Origin of the sequence: Nostoc sp. PCC 9305, assembly GCF_963920915.1 — a bacterium.
Lineage (GTDB): Bacteria > Cyanobacteriota > Cyanobacteriia > Cyanobacteriales > Nostocaceae > Nostoc.
The window spans coordinates 1-15,692 of record NZ_CAWUDN010000144.1 but is presented as its reverse complement, the minus strand read 5'-3'; the positions used below and the strand labels follow the sequence as shown (position 1 = coordinate 15,692).

Genomic DNA, 15,692 nt, shown 5'->3' with positions numbered 1-15,692 from the left:
TAGATTCTTCTGATTCCTTGCGTCAAGCCTGATTGAGATGCTCTTACCCTGGTTAATTAATACTTTGCTCCCGTTCAAAGACAAAAATAATGGAAATCGGTTTATTTGTCTTGGGATCGGATGGCTCATATAAATTTAGCAATCGGTAATTCAAAGTATGGAATTCGTCGATCCATGATTCCAGGGTTCGGAAATACCAAGGAGTAGGGTAGAATGGTCGATCTGCATTTGGTTGCCATGAAGTTTCGCGCCACCCATTGGAGTATGGAGAGTCACCGCAAGCAATTATCGGATGAAGTGTTTGAATGACTATTTTGCCTTTGTCCTCTAACAGGCTATGGCCTGCCTTAGCGATCTCATCAAGAGCGCATTCGCCTAGAATTGAAAAGTTGCAAATCAAGCAAGAGAAATAGTTAATAGTGCTAAATCTTTGTGATGCAAGATCCGAGTATGAACAGACAACAAAGCGAGAATCACCACTATCCTTTGCTGTCTCAATGAGATCGGCGCAAAAATCGACACCCCAGCCATCAATTCCTAAAGAAAAAAGCTGTCGAGACAACCATCCCTCACCGCATCCAATATCTAAGAATGTTCTTGGATTTAGTTGGGTTATCGCTTTAACTATAGCGGCATCTGTGGCGATCGCACGGCTTTCAATTTGTTGATTACGAATTGCTTGTGTCCATAATTTAGCATTCATCTGCCATGAGTCAAGGATTCGTTTTTCATTCTCGTCCATATAACGCCGCTCAAATAGCACGAACAATCTTCTCCTTTAAAACATAAGCGATAATGGAGCCTGATGCAGGATTTACACTATTTCCAAGAATCGCAGTTGTAACTCATACCTAGACATGATTACAGCAATTCTTTAGGTTCTATCGATTAGCGATACTCAGTTCGAGAAGCCCTAAAACTCTCAAGCAAGGTTCTGTTTGACAATCCCACTGCTACCCAAAATTTAGAAGCATTCATCAAACAGGCGATCGCTGCAAAAAGTTAAAGAAAGTATATTTTGACTTTAACTAAAAAATAAGTAAGTATTAACAGTGATATTCAAAGGCTATGAAAGTCGAAAATGAAACGTCCAAATCGCCTTGCTTGGATGGGAGCGATCGCACTCGCTGCGATCGTTTTACTTAGTTTGTTCGCTGCTCCCAATAATACTAAAATTAACGCTGGTTCTACCTATAACCGTAACTCTGATGGCTATGGTGCTTGGTATGCTTTTATGCAACAACAGGGAATTTCTATCAAGCGCTGGCAAAAGCCTTTTAGTGATATTCAGCCAGAGAACAGCCCAGTTACCTTCCTCCAGGTAGGCGGCTATCCCAGAGAAACCATACTGGATAGTCAAGAGCGGGAATGGGTAGAAAAAGGGAATACTTTGGTAATTTTGGGTGCAAAGGCGCGGGTTACAGAAGCGGAGTTTAGCACTATGCAAAAATCTCCTGAAGGTAATATTAAAATTGATACACGTAGACGATATAAAAAAGCTAACTCCCAGCAGGTTAATTTAGGCGATCGATTTGGTGCTGTTGTCTGGAAAGAAAATTACAAAAAAGGAAAGGTGATTTTTTCTACCACTCCTTATTTAGCTGCCAACGCCTACCAAGATTATTTAAGTAATTTCAAGTATTTAGCTAGTTTGGTTACTGAAAAAAGTAACACAGTCTTTGTCGATGAATACATCCACGGCTATAAAGATGCCGATGTCAGGAAGAAGGAAAGCGAAGGAGATTTATCTAGCTTTTTTGCCAAAACTCCTTTACTTCCAATCTTGATACAGGTAGGTATCCTACTATTAGTGCTAGTTTGGGCGCAGAATCGCCGCTTTGGCAAGCCAGTAGCTTTAGATACACCAGTTGTAGATAATAGCTCGGCATACATCCAAGCTTTAGCCGGGGTGTTGCAGAAAGCTGATACCACCGACTTTGTTGTTGAAATGGTGGGTAAACAAGAACAACTAGAACTGCAAAAAGTCTTGGGATTAGGGCAAGTACTATTAGAACGTCAAGCCTTGATCGATTTCTGGATGGAAAAAACAGGTGCAAGTGCAGCCGAACTAGATGCAGTTTTAAAGCTACAATCTCGCAAACAACCCATCAGTGAACGAGACCTGTTAAGCTGGTTGGGGAAATGGCAAAGCATTAGGGAAATTCGTAATTCGTAATTCGTAATTCGTAATTATTTTTTTGAAATTGTACTCTGCGTTGGTTATTTATCAATAAAAAATATGAGCGAAACACATCCTATCTTAATTCGTCTTGGTCAAGGTCTTAATCAAGTAATTGTCGGACAATCTAGCTTAATACAGCAACTCTTAGTAGCACTGCTAGCGGGTGGACATGTAATTTTAGAAGGAGTACCGGGAACTGGGAAAACCCTACTCGTAAAAGTGTTAGCGCAGTTAATTCAAGGGGATTTTCGCCGGATTCAATTAACACCAGATGTTTTACCTTCAGATATTACTGGTACTAATATTTTTGACTTGAATAGCCGCAATTTCACTTTGAAAAAAGGGCCAATATTTACTGAAGTATTGCTAGCGGACGAAATCAACCGTACTCCGCCCAAGACACAAGCGGCGCTGCTAGAAGCAATGGAAGAGATGCAGGTAACACTGGATGGTGAAAGTTTGCCTTTACCAGATTTATTTTGGGTAATTGCGACACAAAATCCCCTAGAATTTGAGGGGACTTATCCTTTACCAGAAGCACAGTTAGACAGATTTTTATTTAAGCTGGTGGTAGATTACCCCGATCGAACTGCTGAAAAGCAAATGTTACTCAATCGTCAGGCGGGTTTTGCAGCACGACGTTTGGATATTAGCCGTTTAAAACCAATTGCAACAGTAGCCGACATTTTGCAAGCACGACAAGCAGTCAAAGAAGTTAAAGTATCAGAAGCGATCGTTGATTATTTGTTGGCGTTGGTGACAATATCGCGTCAATATCCTGATTTAACTTTGGGTGCATCACCCCGTGCTACCGGTGCTTGGTTGCAGACATCTCAAGCCATAGCGTGGTTAGCAAAAAGGGATTTTGTAACGCCAGATGATGTAAAAGCAGTTGCATCACCGTTACTACGTCATCGTCTCATCTTGAAACCAGAAGCGATGCTGGATGGTTTACAAATGGATGCAGTAATTGCGTCGGTAATTAATCAAGTACCAGTTCCGAGGTGAAAAAATTAAACCTCTTGTGTAATAGGACTTACGCATCAAGTACGAAATGTAGGGGCAATTCATGAATTGCCCCTACGGCAAATCAAGGCAATTAGAACTAGCCCTTTCAAGGTGAGCATACGTACTATACAATAGACCTCTTGCATAAATCAAAAATAAGAAATAACCCCACCCCCAACCCCTCCCCGCTTGCGGGGTGGGGTGTTAGGGACTTTTGCAAGAGGTCTAATTTTTTACCGCATTTCAGGTATCGGCTGCAATTAAAGAAAGAAATTATGGATTCAACTCCAAATTTTTTGACTGTAAATTAAGCGATTGCAATTACCAAAATACCAAAATTGGGTTAAAAACATTATTTATTTCATAGTACAAACGTTCACCTTGAAAAGGATTTTACAGATTTTTTCCAAATTTTCTATTCTCAGTGCATAAAAACTAAAAGTTGTCGTAAAGAGTGATATGCAGAGAAGTTCATTTAGTAAGTACCACAAAAAAGGTGCAAATAAGGTGAATTAAAATTTATTTAATTATCTCTGCACGGGGCATTTGATTACTGCCTCATTACTTATTCCTCTACCTGGGGAAAAACTTCCCCAATTGGGTGGGGAGGAATTCCTATGAAACCCAAGAATCATAAAAACAATCAGTGGCAACGAATGCTCAGTGAGGATAAAAGGATGAACACCAACTTTACAAAAGTAAGTTTGCTGAAATTCAGTCGTATCGCTACACTTCTAGCAACTGGAATAGCAGTTTCTATAGCAGTACCTGCATTGGCGAGTGTTTCATGGGTAAATTACGAAAAGAAAAAAACCAATAACTATATCCCTACTAATGCTGTTGTTGGTGGCAGTCAGAATGGAAAGAAACTGTATGTTTGCCAAGCGATACATGATAAAGAGTATATACCTGGAAAGTTAACTGAGGCTCATAATTGCTTCATTCCGGGGGGAAATAAAGAATATCGCTACACCAAGTATCGTGTACTAACGGGAAACAACTGGAGCTGGAGAAATACTGGGGGAGAATTGCCATCTTCTAGAGATAGAGCTTGGGGAGGCAATCAAGATAATGGTGGAAACACATTATATGTTTGCAGAGCCAAGTACAAAGGTGAGTATATACCTGGAAAATACTATGAGCCGACTAAAATCTGCTACGTTTCATTTGGAGGAGCAGAATACCGATTTACAGACAAAAATTTCGAGTTTTTGATTGCAAACTAAACTCAATAGAATAAAAACTTCTGGATACCTTTGGCGGTCATAGCCATTGCTGAAAAATAGTAGTAATAGAAAGTGTTAATCATTCATAAGGAGTAGAAATCAATGAGGCTTTCTTACACAATAATTGGAATGTTAATAGTACTTGCTTCTCCCGTAGTAACCTTTGCTGAAGATAAAGATATCAATCCACCTGAACCTTTTACTAATTATGTTGCAAGTTATAAAACAAAATTTGAATATCTGACAAAAAAATACACAAATTCACCGATCACACCCGCTGTTCTCATACAATTTAGCAATGATTTAAGTCAACTTGAAAATGAATTTAGGCAAGAGCGTCGTGAAGATTACGAAACCTTTCGCAAAGTAACGACATTAGGACAAAGTTGTACTAATGGCAGCCCTGGTAAAAGAAAAGTATGTCCGGCGCCAACAATAACTTGTCCTAGTGATTTTGAATTGGTATCACAAGAAACTTACATAACGGGAGGTGGTGCCGCAGAGCTTAGTAGATCTAATACAGAGCTATCGTGGGAAGTTGTCAAAACAGGAAAAGGAAGAAATGAGGGAACTGCTGTAGTAAGCTGTAGGTATTCAGATGTTTTTATAAATAATACAGTAGCCAATGAAATCACAGAAATTAAAAAACTCGCAGGTTTTGGGGATAGTTGAAAAGCAGGCATTATACCCAAGGATTGACCCAGCCAGCCGTAGCAGCTTCTGACGGCAACTCATACCAAGACGGAAAACTTTGTAAAATGGCTGCACCTTCAATAGACAAAGATTTGACCGTACCATCTGGCAACCGGATGTCTGCGAATTTATTGCGGTAGCCACCTCTTTGATCGGTGAAATGCGATCGCACGATAGTATTAGCTGGCAGATGTCCCGGTTTGAGCTTCCGTTCATTTCGTCCCCCAACTCTTTCTACAAGCAGTGGTACGGGTTCATTTGCAGCCAGAAATTGTTCTACAGCTTGCTGTTGTTTGGGTAGTAGTTTGGAATCAGGCATTGTGGGAATTAAATGAGCGATCGCCCCGTACCAGCCGATATGTGCAGATGTGGATGGTAGTGAAATAGCACTCTCTGTGCTGGCTACTAGAACTAAACGCCGCCGCGCCTGGGGTAGCCCGAAATCTGCAATTAAGTCGCAGAATTAGCACGCGATCGCACCTTGGCGTTTTTAAAACAGCATTTAGGCAGTGGTGTCAAAGTCTGAAATGGGGTGACTACTGCCAGATAATTCGCCCACTTTGATTGCCCTGGCAACCAAGATATTCTGATTTTGAATCACTGGGAAAACGCTGCACATCGCGGGTAGTTTTTAAGAAAGAGAACGGTGAAAGTGTGTATTTTACTACCCTTGAAAGCCAACCCCTTCTCCCAAAATTGGGAGAAGGGGAGCCATTTTCAAAGTCCTCTCCCAAACTTGGGAGAGGGATTTAGGGTGAGGGCTAATTATTAATGATTCCGAATTCAAAATCAGATCGCACCTCTAGATTTGCACTTTTCTGCATAGCTTGAAAATTCATCTCCAATTAAAATGAGCGCATACTTCAATGAGTTAGGGCTAAAAGATACAAGATATGACTCTCAAGTTAAACGCCGGAGACAAAGAAAATTTTCATAAAGCTTAAAGAAACTTTGAATTTGGATGAAAATATGGTAGTAGTAAATTTAAAAGAACATCAAGTTTTTGGATATTTACCAGTGGAAAAAAAGCTGGGTATTCTTGTTGTAGATGACCACCAATTAATTTTAACTGGTACGCTCGATGTCTTAAGTAGACAGTATCCCGAAGCTGCTATTATTAAAGCTCAGACGGCAAAAGAGACACTTTTTCAACTTCAATATCATCACTTTGACCTGATTGTGATGGATTTATCAATTCCCGATCGCCAAGGGGAGACAGCAGAAATTGATACCGGAATTAAGCTGTTGCAAACTTTGCTCCAAGAATATCCCCATCAGAATTTTATGGTACAAACCAGTTATGTGAAGGCGTTAATTCGGATCAAACACGAGATTGATAATCATCAAGCTGGATTTGCGATCGCAGATAAAGGATTACCCGAAGATGAAATGCTAATGCGGGCTAATTTGGCCCTTCATGGTGCAACTCACACCAAAGACATCAAAACGGGAATCGAACTCAAACCAGAATGGTTGGAGGTGTTGCGGTTGGCTTTTGAAGAGAGTTTGACAGATAGAGCGATCGCCGATCGAATGTATAAATCAGAAAGAGCAGTACGTACTTACTGGACGAAGATTCAGGATGTGTTGGGAGTTTATCCTGAAGACTGCAAGCAAAGTGGTAAGAATATGCGAATTCAAACTGAAATTCGTTCCCGTGATGAAGGTTTAATCGATTAATTCGGGGAAATTTAATTCGGTAAAAAGCGATCGTAATTAAAAAGGGTACAAGCCCCCACTGATTGTAACTAAGAATTACGAATTATCAATTACTAATTATTTTGACGTGTGGGGGTGCAATGACTGTGGGAATTATAACTAATTATCTAGACATGATATGAGCAGGAGAATCTGGAATCGCATTCGCCAAGAATTTGGATTGTGGTTACAGGCTGCACCTCCTGGAATCATGGTACTGTTTATGGTGATATTGATACGTATAACTGGAGGAATGCAATCTTGGGAATGGATGCTTTTCGATCAGATGTTATCTCTGCGTCCAGTCGAAAAAATTGATGAACGTGTAGTAATTGTAGGTATCGATGAAAAGGATATTGAATGGGTTAAGCAATATCCCATTCCAGATGAGAAGATTGCAGAGTTACTCACCAAGCTGGAAACTTATAAACCGTTAGTTATTGGGCTGGATATCTTCAAAAATGTTCCTGTTGAACCTGGTGGTAAAGAACTTGCGCAGGTGTTGCAGCAGAATCCTAATATTATCGGGATTCAAAAAATATTACCACCCCAACAAACTCCTCCACCCCAGAATTTCCCACCTGAACGAGTTGGATTTGTCGATTTACCTAACGATAAGGATAGCAAAAATCGACGCTATTTGTTATTTACAACAAACCCTAATAATCCTAACAATATCAACCAAGATAAATATTCTTTAGCGATGCGGTTAGTTATTAAGTACTTCCAAGCGAAAGGAATTGAATTGGAAACAGGAAAAAATGACCCGAATACAATGAGATTTCGAGGGATTGAATTACCCCGAATCACCCATAATTTTGGCGGATACGTTAATGTTGATGATGGCGGATTGTCAATTTTAATGAATTTTCGCAATACTTCTAAGCCTTTCCATGTTGTCTCGCTACGCGACATTTTAATTGGAAAAGTAGATGCAGAATTATTGCGCGATCGCATTGTATTAGTTGGCAACCGCAATACGAGTACTGGTGATATTTTTTATACATCTGCATTGACAGACTTAGAATTAAACGGTCAAATTTATGGCATTGAATATCACGCTCATGCGATCGGTCAAATTCTTAGTAGTGTAATCGACAGTCGCCCAATGTTGCATAGTTGGGGAGATATAGAAGAGTATGCATGGATCTTTGTTTGGGGTTTTCTGCCGATAATTATCGGACGACTTACCCAATCTGTTTGGAGAAATATACTTAGTGTTGGCGTAGCCGGATTTGCTCTGTTTAGCTGTGGGTATATGATGTTGTGGGTGTGGGGTATATGGATTCCGGTAGCACCTGGTTTGCTGATCTTAGCTGTAAATGGGCTTGGCTTAAGTGCTTTTGCCTTTTACCAGCATGATAAATTCTTGCGATCGCAAATTAACGAACGTCAAAACACAATTCAACACACATTTACCGTAATTCATAATGGCCCTTTGCAAACTCTTGCTTATGGATTAAAGCATCTGCGTGCTCAAGATATCCCCTACGAACAACTAGTTGGACAATTTGAAAAACTCGATCGCGAAATTCGAGAAGTTGGTGAATTTCTCAAACTCGAAGCATTAACCACAGAAGAGAGTTTGCGTTTAGGTAGCGGATTAATACTTGAATTGAAACGACCTTTACACGATTTATTATATGAAGTTTATTCAAGTACATTAGAACGTAAAGATTTTGAACATTTTCAAACATTAAAAGTAAAAATTCGCAATTTTGAACCGATTGATGATAAATATTTAACTATAGAACACAAACGGGGAATATGTCTGTTTTTAGAAGAAGCTCTATGTAATGTTGGTAAACACGCTCAAGGAGTTAAGCGCGTTCAAGCATCGGGTGTTTATAGTGCAAATAAATACAATTTATCTGTGAAAGATAACGGTTCAGGTATTAAATCAAAACTAGAAAATAAAGGCACAAAACATTTTAAAATGCTTGCGAAAGAATTAGGAGGAGAGTTTCGCCGTGAATCCCTTTCTCCACGTGGAACTATATGCGAACTTAGTTGGACACCTATGAAGGAATTTTAAGAAAGAATAAAGGCATTATTCGCCAGAATTCTGAATTCTGCAAAAGTTTGAGATCGCCATACAATCAACAGCATTTACCATGAGTCATCAACATTTCAGATTTTGGCAAAATAAGCGCAGACTTACAAGCTTGGTTGTAGGAGTAGTTTTTCTTATGACCGCAGTCCCAGCATTTGCTCAGTTTAACCCACGCGATCGCAAACCAGCCAGCGACAATACCCGTGGAGGTGGTTCGCGTGGATGTTCAGCTAACGGCATACCACTAACACAGCTTGCACCTCAGACATTTATCGGTAAAACCGCTTCCACGCGTCCAATGTTAGCTTGGTATATGTCAAGTTCCCAAAATGCGCGATTCCAACTGTATGAATTTGATTCAGCTAACACTGTTAAAAAAATTGGACAAGTTAAAGAAATACCCACAACAGTCGGGATTAACAAACTAAAACTTCCTCTCGAATACCCCGAACTCACAGTTGGTAAAACATATTTATGGCAAATTGCAATTGACTGCAAAAACGACGCGATTATTAGACGTGCAGAATTTACCGTTATCAATCCTCAATCACTTGCTAAAAATCGATTTACTAGTATTCCAGATAGCATAAATTATTATGCTGAAAATGAACTGTGGTATGAAGCACTAGAAGAAGCATTAAAAGCAACTGGTAATGGTAAACTGGGGCAAACTTGGGCAACTTTAGTTAAAGAACTAGCACAGTCTGAAATGCTTATCGGTAATGACGTAGATAAAAAAAATATTCAGCGACGAATTGAATACCTCCAGAAAATTGGCAGCGAAAAAATATAGCAGTTTTCATTTTGATGCAACACACTCTGACCTCACTCCAAACTTCTCTCCTAAAAGGAGAGAGGCTTTGAATCTTACTCCCCTTCCAGCAATAAAAGTTTTTCTGATCTCCTCTCCTAAGGCTACGGTGTACACACAAGTCTGAAGTTGTTCAAGAATCTGGGTTTTACTCCACCCTAACCACTGCTTGAATTCAATAAACAACCACCCGAATTCAATAAACAACTACCCGAATTCAATAAACAACCACCCGAATTCAATAAACAACCACCCGAATTCAATAAACAACTACCCGAATTCAATAAACAACTACCCGAATTCAATGAACGACCACCCGAATTCAATGAACGACCATCCGAATTCAATATATTTATTGCATAAATTCTCAAAACCTCACTTGAAACCTGATTTACTAAAGTTTTAGCTTTTGTTTTACCCCAGCCTAACCATCACTGCGATTAAGTAGGTAATCTTTGGGATTTAAGAAAAAATTCGACTTGTGTGTACACGGTAGCCCCTAAGAGGAGAGGGTTAGGGTGAGGTCTGTATTAAACAACTAAGAACCACTATAAAAATAGTAGGCAGAATAGAAATGGTGAAAATTTGGCCGGTTGCTGTCACAGGATGGCTGGGATGCGTGGTAGGTATTGCAGTTTCTATTAATCCTGCTGTTGCTCAGTTAACTCCCGATAATAGCCTGGGAAAGGAGCGATCGCAAGTCGTTCCTATCAATACAAACAATGACCGTATCGAAGGCGGTGCGGCTCGTGGTGCTAATCTATTTCACAGTTTTCAAGATTTTAACATCGGTGAGGGTCAAGGTGTTTATTTCGCCAATCCAGAGGGAATAACAAATATCTTTTCTCGCGTTACTGGTGGTAACTCATCGAATATTTTCGGTACATTGGGAGTATTAGGTAATGCAAATTTATTCTTGCTCAATCCCAATGGCATTTTATTTGGTAAAAATGCCAGTTTAGATGTGCAGGGTTCCTTTATTGGCACAACTGCGAACGGAATTCAGTTTGGAAATCAGGGGGTTTTTAGCGCCACGAATCCTGAAACAGCACCATTATTGACGATTAATCCTTCGGCGTTGTTGTTTAATCAAATCCAAGCGAATGCAGGAATTACCAATCAATCGCAAGCAGATGCTGGTAAGAATCTTATTGCTGAAAATGTCACAGGTTTAAGAGTAGCAGATGGTAAAAGTTTGCTGCTTGTCGGTGGAAATATCAATCTTGATGGTGGGAGTATTCGCACTTATGAAGGGAATATTGAGTTAGCAGGTTTGGCTGCACCAGGAAATGTCGGATTAAATATCACAAGTGATAATATCAGTTTGGTAGTGCCTGATGGTGTAGAACGAGCAAATGTTTCCTTCAATAACGCCGCAGAAGTTAATGTTAGAGGTGCGAATGGCGGGAATATTAAAATTCATGCCCGTGATGTGAATTTGGCTGGAGAAAGTAAACTCAGAGCAGGTATAGAGACAGGTCTAGGAACACCAAATAGTCAAGGTGGCAATGTTGAAATTAACGCCACAGGAACCATAAATCTCACTGATGCCAGCTTTATTTCCAACACATTGCGAAAAGACGCTGTTGGTACATCAGGTGACATTAATATAAAGACAGGTTCCCTGAATTTAAGTAATGATTCATTTCTAGATGCCAGTACTTCTGGGCAAGGAAATTCTGGTAAAGTTTCCATCTTAGCTAAAGATAACATTGCGCTTACAGATAGTAGCGATATTTATAGTTCTGCGGAAGAAGGGAGTGTAGGTAATGGTGGTAGTATTAACATTCAAACAGGTTCTCTTTCTCTAGCGCAAGGTTCCCAACTCAACACCAAATCTTTCGGACAGGGAAATGCCGGTAGTATCAATATTAATACGAGTAATGGCATAAGTTTAGATGGTTTTGTAGATACTACTTTAAGGGACGGTAAACCAGGTCGAATTTATAGCCGTATTACTAGTATCGTCAACTCAGAAGGTACAGGTAAAGCTGGAGATATTCAGATAAAAACAAGTTCTCTCCAATCAACTAATGGAGCATTTATTAGCAGTGGTACCTTTGGTAAAGGCGATGGAGGAAATATTACGATTGATGCTAATAATATTGCTTTGGATGGTGATAGTTTTATTGACAGCGAAGTATCGGCAGATGGTGTAGGTAAAGCTGGAAATATCTGGGTTAATACTGGAACTCTCTCATTATTGGGTGGTTCACAAATATCTACCGCCGTTTCTGGTAAAGGTGATGCAGGTAATATCTTTATTAATGCCCGCGACACAATTCAGTTAGATGGGATAGTTGGCTATTCGATTGCTGGTATTAAAAGTTATATATTAACTGGAGGTGTTGGTAATGGTGGAAATATAGAAGTCACAACTGGCTTGCTATCGTTGACAAATGGTGCAAGTATTGATACAGGTACAAATGGAATAGGTAACGCAGGCAATATCACCATTAATGCCCGTGAAACTATTAATATAGACGGTTTTGGTAGGGTTTTTATTGAACAATTAGGAGAAAGTGAATTACCCAGCCGTATTAGTAGTGACGTTAGTTTAGATGGTGTAGGTAAAGGTGGAGATATCCGCATCAATACCAGAGAATTATTCTTAAACAACACAGGTAAAATAAGTTCTGATACCTTTGGACTGGGTAATGGAGGTAATATTTTTATTCAAGCAGCAGAAAAAATTTCCCTCAGCGATACTAATAATATTGGTTTCACTCAAATTAGTTCTACTGTTCTTGATAAAGCCAGAGGTAATGCTGGCACTATCAACATTCAAGCTAGAGACTTTTCATTAGATAATGCTGCGATTAATAGTTACACCTTTGGGCAGGGAAATGCTGGTAGGATCTCTATTAAAGTTCTAGATACTTTATCTTTAAATAATCAAGCACATTTTAGTAGTGCAACTTCAGAATTAGTAGGTAATGGTGGGGATATTGATATCCAAACAGGAAAGCTTTCTTTAGATAATGGCTCTTATTTTTTCGCTAGCACTTTTGGTAAAGGAAACGCTGGTAATATCTCAATACAAGCAACAGACAAAGTTTCTCTTGCCAATAACAGTAGTATAAGTAACAGCATTTCCAAAACAGGTGCAGGTAATGCCGGAAATATTAATATCTTCGCAAAGTCATTTTCTGTAAGCGGAGACTCTGCCATTTTTAACAGCAATCTTGATGGTAAAGGTAATGCTGGCGATATCTCAATCAATACAAAAGAGAATGTTTCTTTCACAGATAGTTCTTTCCTGAATGCTAGTACATCAGGTGAAGGTAATGCCGGGAATATCAAAATTCAAGCAGGTGGTGCTGTGACATTTTCTGGACGCAGTGAAAGACTTAGTAGCGGAATATCTAGCGGCGTGTTGGAAACCGGTGTAGGTAACAGTGGTGATATTGAGATTGTAGCCCGTAGTTTAGAACTATCTGATGGCGCTAATTTTTTTACATTGTCTAATGGTAAAGGCAACGCAGGTAATGTCTTAATAACTACATTAGGTAACACAACAATCAAAGATAGTAATATAGCAACATTTATTGCCACAGATGGAAATGCTGGTAAAATTGCAATTCAAGCAGGTGGTGATGTCTCTATTTTGGGAAAAAGCACTTTGTCCTCCATTCTTTACCTAAATGCAGTAGGTAAAGGTGGAGATATTGAAATTCAGGGGCGTAATTTTTCTTTATCCGATGGTGCTGTTCTATATTCCACTACTGCTGGTAAAGGCAATGCTGGAAATGTGCTAATTAATGCTACTGGCGACATTTATTTCACAAATGGTTCTAACATCAATGCTGCAACAATTGGGCAAGGAAATGCAGGTAATGTCATCGTTAATGCTGGCGGAAAATTCTCTCTTCAGGGGACAACTCCCAATGGTTTTAACTTTGATACTGGCATCTTTAGCATAGTCGCAATAGATGCAGGATTCATAGGTAAAGGTGAAGGCGGCAATATTAACGTTACAGCCCGTGATTTATCTCTCAATGGTGCAGCTTTATCTGCAAGTAGTCTGGGAGATGGAATTGCTGGGAATATTAATATTAATTCCGGTACTGTAAAACTAGATAATAAAGGAATTATTGCTGCTGCAACTACCTCTGGTGATGGTGGAAATATTAACTTAACTGCTACAGATTTATTACTATTGCGTCGTAACAGCAATATCACCACAACTGCGGGGTTAGCGAAATCAGGTGGCGATGGCGGTAACATCAATATAGACTCAAAATTCATCGTCGCCAGCCCTGAAGAAAACAGCGATATTAGCGCCAATGCATATACTGGTTTCGGTGGAAACGTCCAAATCAATTCGCAAGGTATCTTCGGTATTGAAGCGCGGACAAAACCAACCGAAAAAAGCGATATTACTGCAAGTTCTGAATTAGGTGTATCAGGTATAACAAATATTAACGCACCCGATACCAGTTACATTCAAAACAGCTTTACCGGATTATCCCCAAATGTCATCAATACCAATGCACTGATCGCCAATAGTTGCATTGTTCGCAGTTCCAAACAAGGGGGTACATTCTTCATCACTGGTTCTGGTGCTTTACGTAGTAGTCCGGGGGATGGATTAATTTCAATCTATTCTACAGGTGAAGTGCGTAATGTTGAACCAACATCGCAGACTTGGAAAAAAGGCGATCGCATAGTTGAACCACAAGGGCTTTATCGACTTGCTGATGGACGCTTGGTACTCAGTCGAGCATGTCAGTGAAGCAATTTTTAGATGACATCATGTCCACTTGATTGCTTATTAAACCCAAAGAACCCCACCCCGCCAAACCTACGCTTTGTCTCCCCTCCCCGCAAGCGAGGAGGGGTGTAATGACTGTGGTTAGCATAACTAATTGACGGATAATTTCTTGTAGAGACGGCGATTTATCGCGTCTTTCTAACCGTCAAAATGAATTTGACAGACTATTACTGATAAAATACCCAAAATGCGAGAACTTTACCCAGCGATCGAGCCTTACTTAGAAGGTAGTTTACAGGTTTCCGACCTTCATACTATCCATTTTGAAGAGTCAGGAAACCCGCAAGGTCAACCCATCGTTTTGCTGCATGGGGGCCCTGGTGGTGGATGTCCAGCTTTTTATCGGCAATATTTCCACCCAGAAAAATGGCGGTTAGTGATGTTTGACCAGCGCGGTTGTGGTCAAAGTACGCCCCATGCTGAATTACGAGAAAACACCACTTGGAATTTAGTCAGTGATATCGAAAAACTGCGCCAACATTTAGGTATAGAAAAGTGGGCGGTCTTCGGTGGTAGTTGGGGTAGTACTTTATCATTAGCCTACAGTCAAACCCATCCCTCTCGATGCACGGGATTAATTCTGCGTGGGATTTTCATGCTGAGGCAAAAAGAGTTGCGCTGGTTCTACCAAGAGGGTGCTAGCTATATTTTTCCTGATGCTTGGGAAGAATATCTCAAACCAATTCCCATAGATGAACGTGACGATCTGATTGCAGCATATTACAAACGCTTGACCAATCCAGATTTAGAAATTCAATTAACAGCAGCGCGTGCTTGGTCAATTTGGGAAGGTAGTACCAGTAGACTTTTCTTAGACCCAGAACTCATGCAAAAGTTTGGCGAAAGTGAATTTGCTTCAGCTTTTGCACGCATTGAATGCCATTACTTTATGAATAAGGGATTTTTGGAAACAGAAGATCAATTACTCTTAAATGTAGACCGTATCCGCCATATTCCGGCTGTAATTGTTCAGGGACGCTATGATGTAGTCTGCCCAATGATATCAGCTTGGGAATTACATCGCGCTTGGCCAGAAGCCGAATTTATAGTGGTTCCTGATGCGGGGCATTCGATGAGTGAACCAGGAATTCGTAGTGCTTTGATTGAGGCAACAGATAATATTTAATTCGGTTGAATATTTAGATTTCTATAGCATTTCCCAATCATATAAAGTACATCATAGCCCCCTCCTCGCTTGCGCTACGGTGTACACACATCTTTCTAGAAAACCAAAATCGTCGTAGATC

Annotated in this window: 11 protein-coding genes; 9 read left to right on the top strand and 2 right to left on the bottom strand. The window is 40.0% G+C overall.

Going from position 1 to position 15,692, the window contains the following annotated elements:
- Nucleotides 1-52: 52 nt before the first annotated feature.
- Nucleotides 53-742, bottom strand: coding sequence for a class I SAM-dependent methyltransferase (locus ACM0OX_RS32310; protein ID WP_414519047.1), 690 nt, complete (start codon nt 740-742; stop codon nt 53-55).
- A 339-nt stretch (nt 743-1,081) separates the two neighbouring features.
- Between ACM0OX_RS32310 and ACM0OX_RS32305 the strand changes: the two genes are divergently transcribed.
- The 4 genes from ACM0OX_RS32305 (at nt 1,082) to ACM0OX_RS32290 (ending at nt 5,088) form a co-directional block, all read left to right on the top strand.
- The gene (locus ACM0OX_RS32305; protein ID WP_414519046.1) at nt 1,082-2,176 is read left to right on the top strand and encodes a DUF4350 domain-containing protein; all 1,095 of its coding nucleotides are present in this window, start codon (nt 1,082-1,084) and stop codon (nt 2,174-2,176) included.
- Nucleotides 2,177-2,239: 63 nt separating this feature from the next.
- Nucleotides 2,240-3,190 carry an AAA family ATPase gene (locus tag ACM0OX_RS32300; protein WP_414519045.1) on the top strand — a complete coding sequence of 317 codons (951 nt, stop codon included), beginning with the start codon at nt 2,240-2,242 and terminating at the stop codon, nt 3,188-3,190.
- A 677-nt stretch (nt 3,191-3,867) separates the two neighbouring features.
- Nucleotides 3,868-4,416, top strand: a complete 549-nt coding sequence (locus ACM0OX_RS32295) for a DM9 repeat-containing protein (RefSeq protein WP_414519044.1) — start codon at nt 3,868-3,870, stop codon at nt 4,414-4,416.
- Between the two features lie 102 nt (nt 4,417-4,518).
- A complete protein-coding gene (locus ACM0OX_RS32290) occupies nt 4,519-5,088 on the top strand; it encodes a hypothetical protein (protein ID WP_414519043.1) in 570 nt (189 codons plus the stop codon).
- Between the two features lie 10 nt (nt 5,089-5,098).
- Here ACM0OX_RS32290 and ACM0OX_RS32285 read toward each other — a convergent pair whose 3' ends face one another.
- Complete coding sequence (locus tag ACM0OX_RS32285; protein ID WP_414519042.1) at nt 5,099-5,428, bottom strand: hypothetical protein; 330 nt, start codon at nt 5,426-5,428, stop codon at nt 5,099-5,101.
- A gap of 650 nt (nt 5,429-6,078) precedes the next feature.
- Between ACM0OX_RS32285 and ACM0OX_RS32280 the strand changes: the two genes are divergently transcribed.
- The 5 genes from ACM0OX_RS32280 to pip all read left to right on the top strand — a co-directional run bounded on the left by ACM0OX_RS32280 (nt 6,079) and on the right by pip (nt 15,571).
- Entirely contained in the window at nt 6,079-6,789 is a 711-nt protein-coding gene (locus tag ACM0OX_RS32280) for a response regulator (RefSeq protein WP_414519041.1), read from the top strand.
- Between the two features lie 157 nt (nt 6,790-6,946).
- Nucleotides 6,947-8,842, top strand: coding sequence for a CHASE2 domain-containing protein (locus tag ACM0OX_RS32275; RefSeq protein WP_414519040.1), 1,896 nt, complete (start codon nt 6,947-6,949; stop codon nt 8,840-8,842).
- Between the two features lie 154 nt (nt 8,843-8,996).
- A complete protein-coding gene (locus ACM0OX_RS32270) occupies nt 8,997-9,653 on the top strand; it encodes a DUF928 domain-containing protein (protein WP_414519039.1) in 657 nt (218 codons plus the stop codon).
- 592 nt (nt 9,654-10,245) lie between these two features.
- On the top strand, nt 10,246-14,406 hold the full coding sequence (locus ACM0OX_RS32265) for a filamentous hemagglutinin N-terminal domain-containing protein (RefSeq protein WP_414519038.1): 4,161 nt from the start codon (nt 10,246-10,248) through the stop codon (nt 14,404-14,406).
- Nucleotides 14,407-14,632: 226 nt separating this feature from the next.
- Nucleotides 14,633-15,571, top strand: a complete 939-nt coding sequence (gene pip / locus ACM0OX_RS32260; protein WP_414519037.1) for a prolyl aminopeptidase — start codon at nt 14,633-14,635, stop codon at nt 15,569-15,571.
- The last annotated feature ends 121 nt before the right edge of the window (nt 15,572-15,692 follow it).

Excerpts from the sequence above, each read along its gene's own strand:
- ACM0OX_RS32270 (WP_414519039.1), top strand. The coding sequence starts at position 8,997 with ATGACCGCAGTCCCAGCATTTGCTCAGTTTAACCCACGCGATCGCAAA.
- ACM0OX_RS32280 (WP_414519041.1), top strand. The coding sequence starts at position 6,079 with ATGGTAGTAGTAAATTTAAAAGAACATCAAGTTTTTGGATATTTACCA.
- ACM0OX_RS32305 (WP_414519046.1), top strand. The coding sequence starts at position 1,082 with ATGAAACGTCCAAATCGCCTTGCTTGGATGGGAGCGATCGCACTCGCT.
- pip (WP_414519037.1), top strand. The coding sequence starts at position 14,633 with ATGCGAGAACTTTACCCAGCGATCGAGCCTTACTTAGAAGGTAGTTTA.
- ACM0OX_RS32295 (WP_414519044.1), top strand. The coding sequence starts at position 3,868 with ATGAACACCAACTTTACAAAAGTAAGTTTGCTGAAATTCAGTCGTATC.
- ACM0OX_RS32300 (WP_414519045.1), top strand. The coding sequence starts at position 2,240 with ATGAGCGAAACACATCCTATCTTAATTCGTCTTGGTCAAGGTCTTAAT.
- ACM0OX_RS32290 (WP_414519043.1), top strand. The coding sequence starts at position 4,519 with ATGAGGCTTTCTTACACAATAATTGGAATGTTAATAGTACTTGCTTCT.
- ACM0OX_RS32275 (WP_414519040.1), top strand. The coding sequence starts at position 6,947 with ATGAGCAGGAGAATCTGGAATCGCATTCGCCAAGAATTTGGATTGTGG.
- ACM0OX_RS32285 (WP_414519042.1), bottom strand. The coding sequence starts at position 5,428 with ATGCCTGATTCCAAACTACTACCCAAACAACAGCAAGCTGTAGAACAA.
- ACM0OX_RS32310 (WP_414519047.1), bottom strand. The coding sequence starts at position 742 with ATGGACGAGAATGAAAAACGAATCCTTGACTCATGGCAGATGAATGCT.
- ACM0OX_RS32265 (WP_414519038.1), top strand. The coding sequence starts at position 10,246 with ATGGTGAAAATTTGGCCGGTTGCTGTCACAGGATGGCTGGGATGCGTG.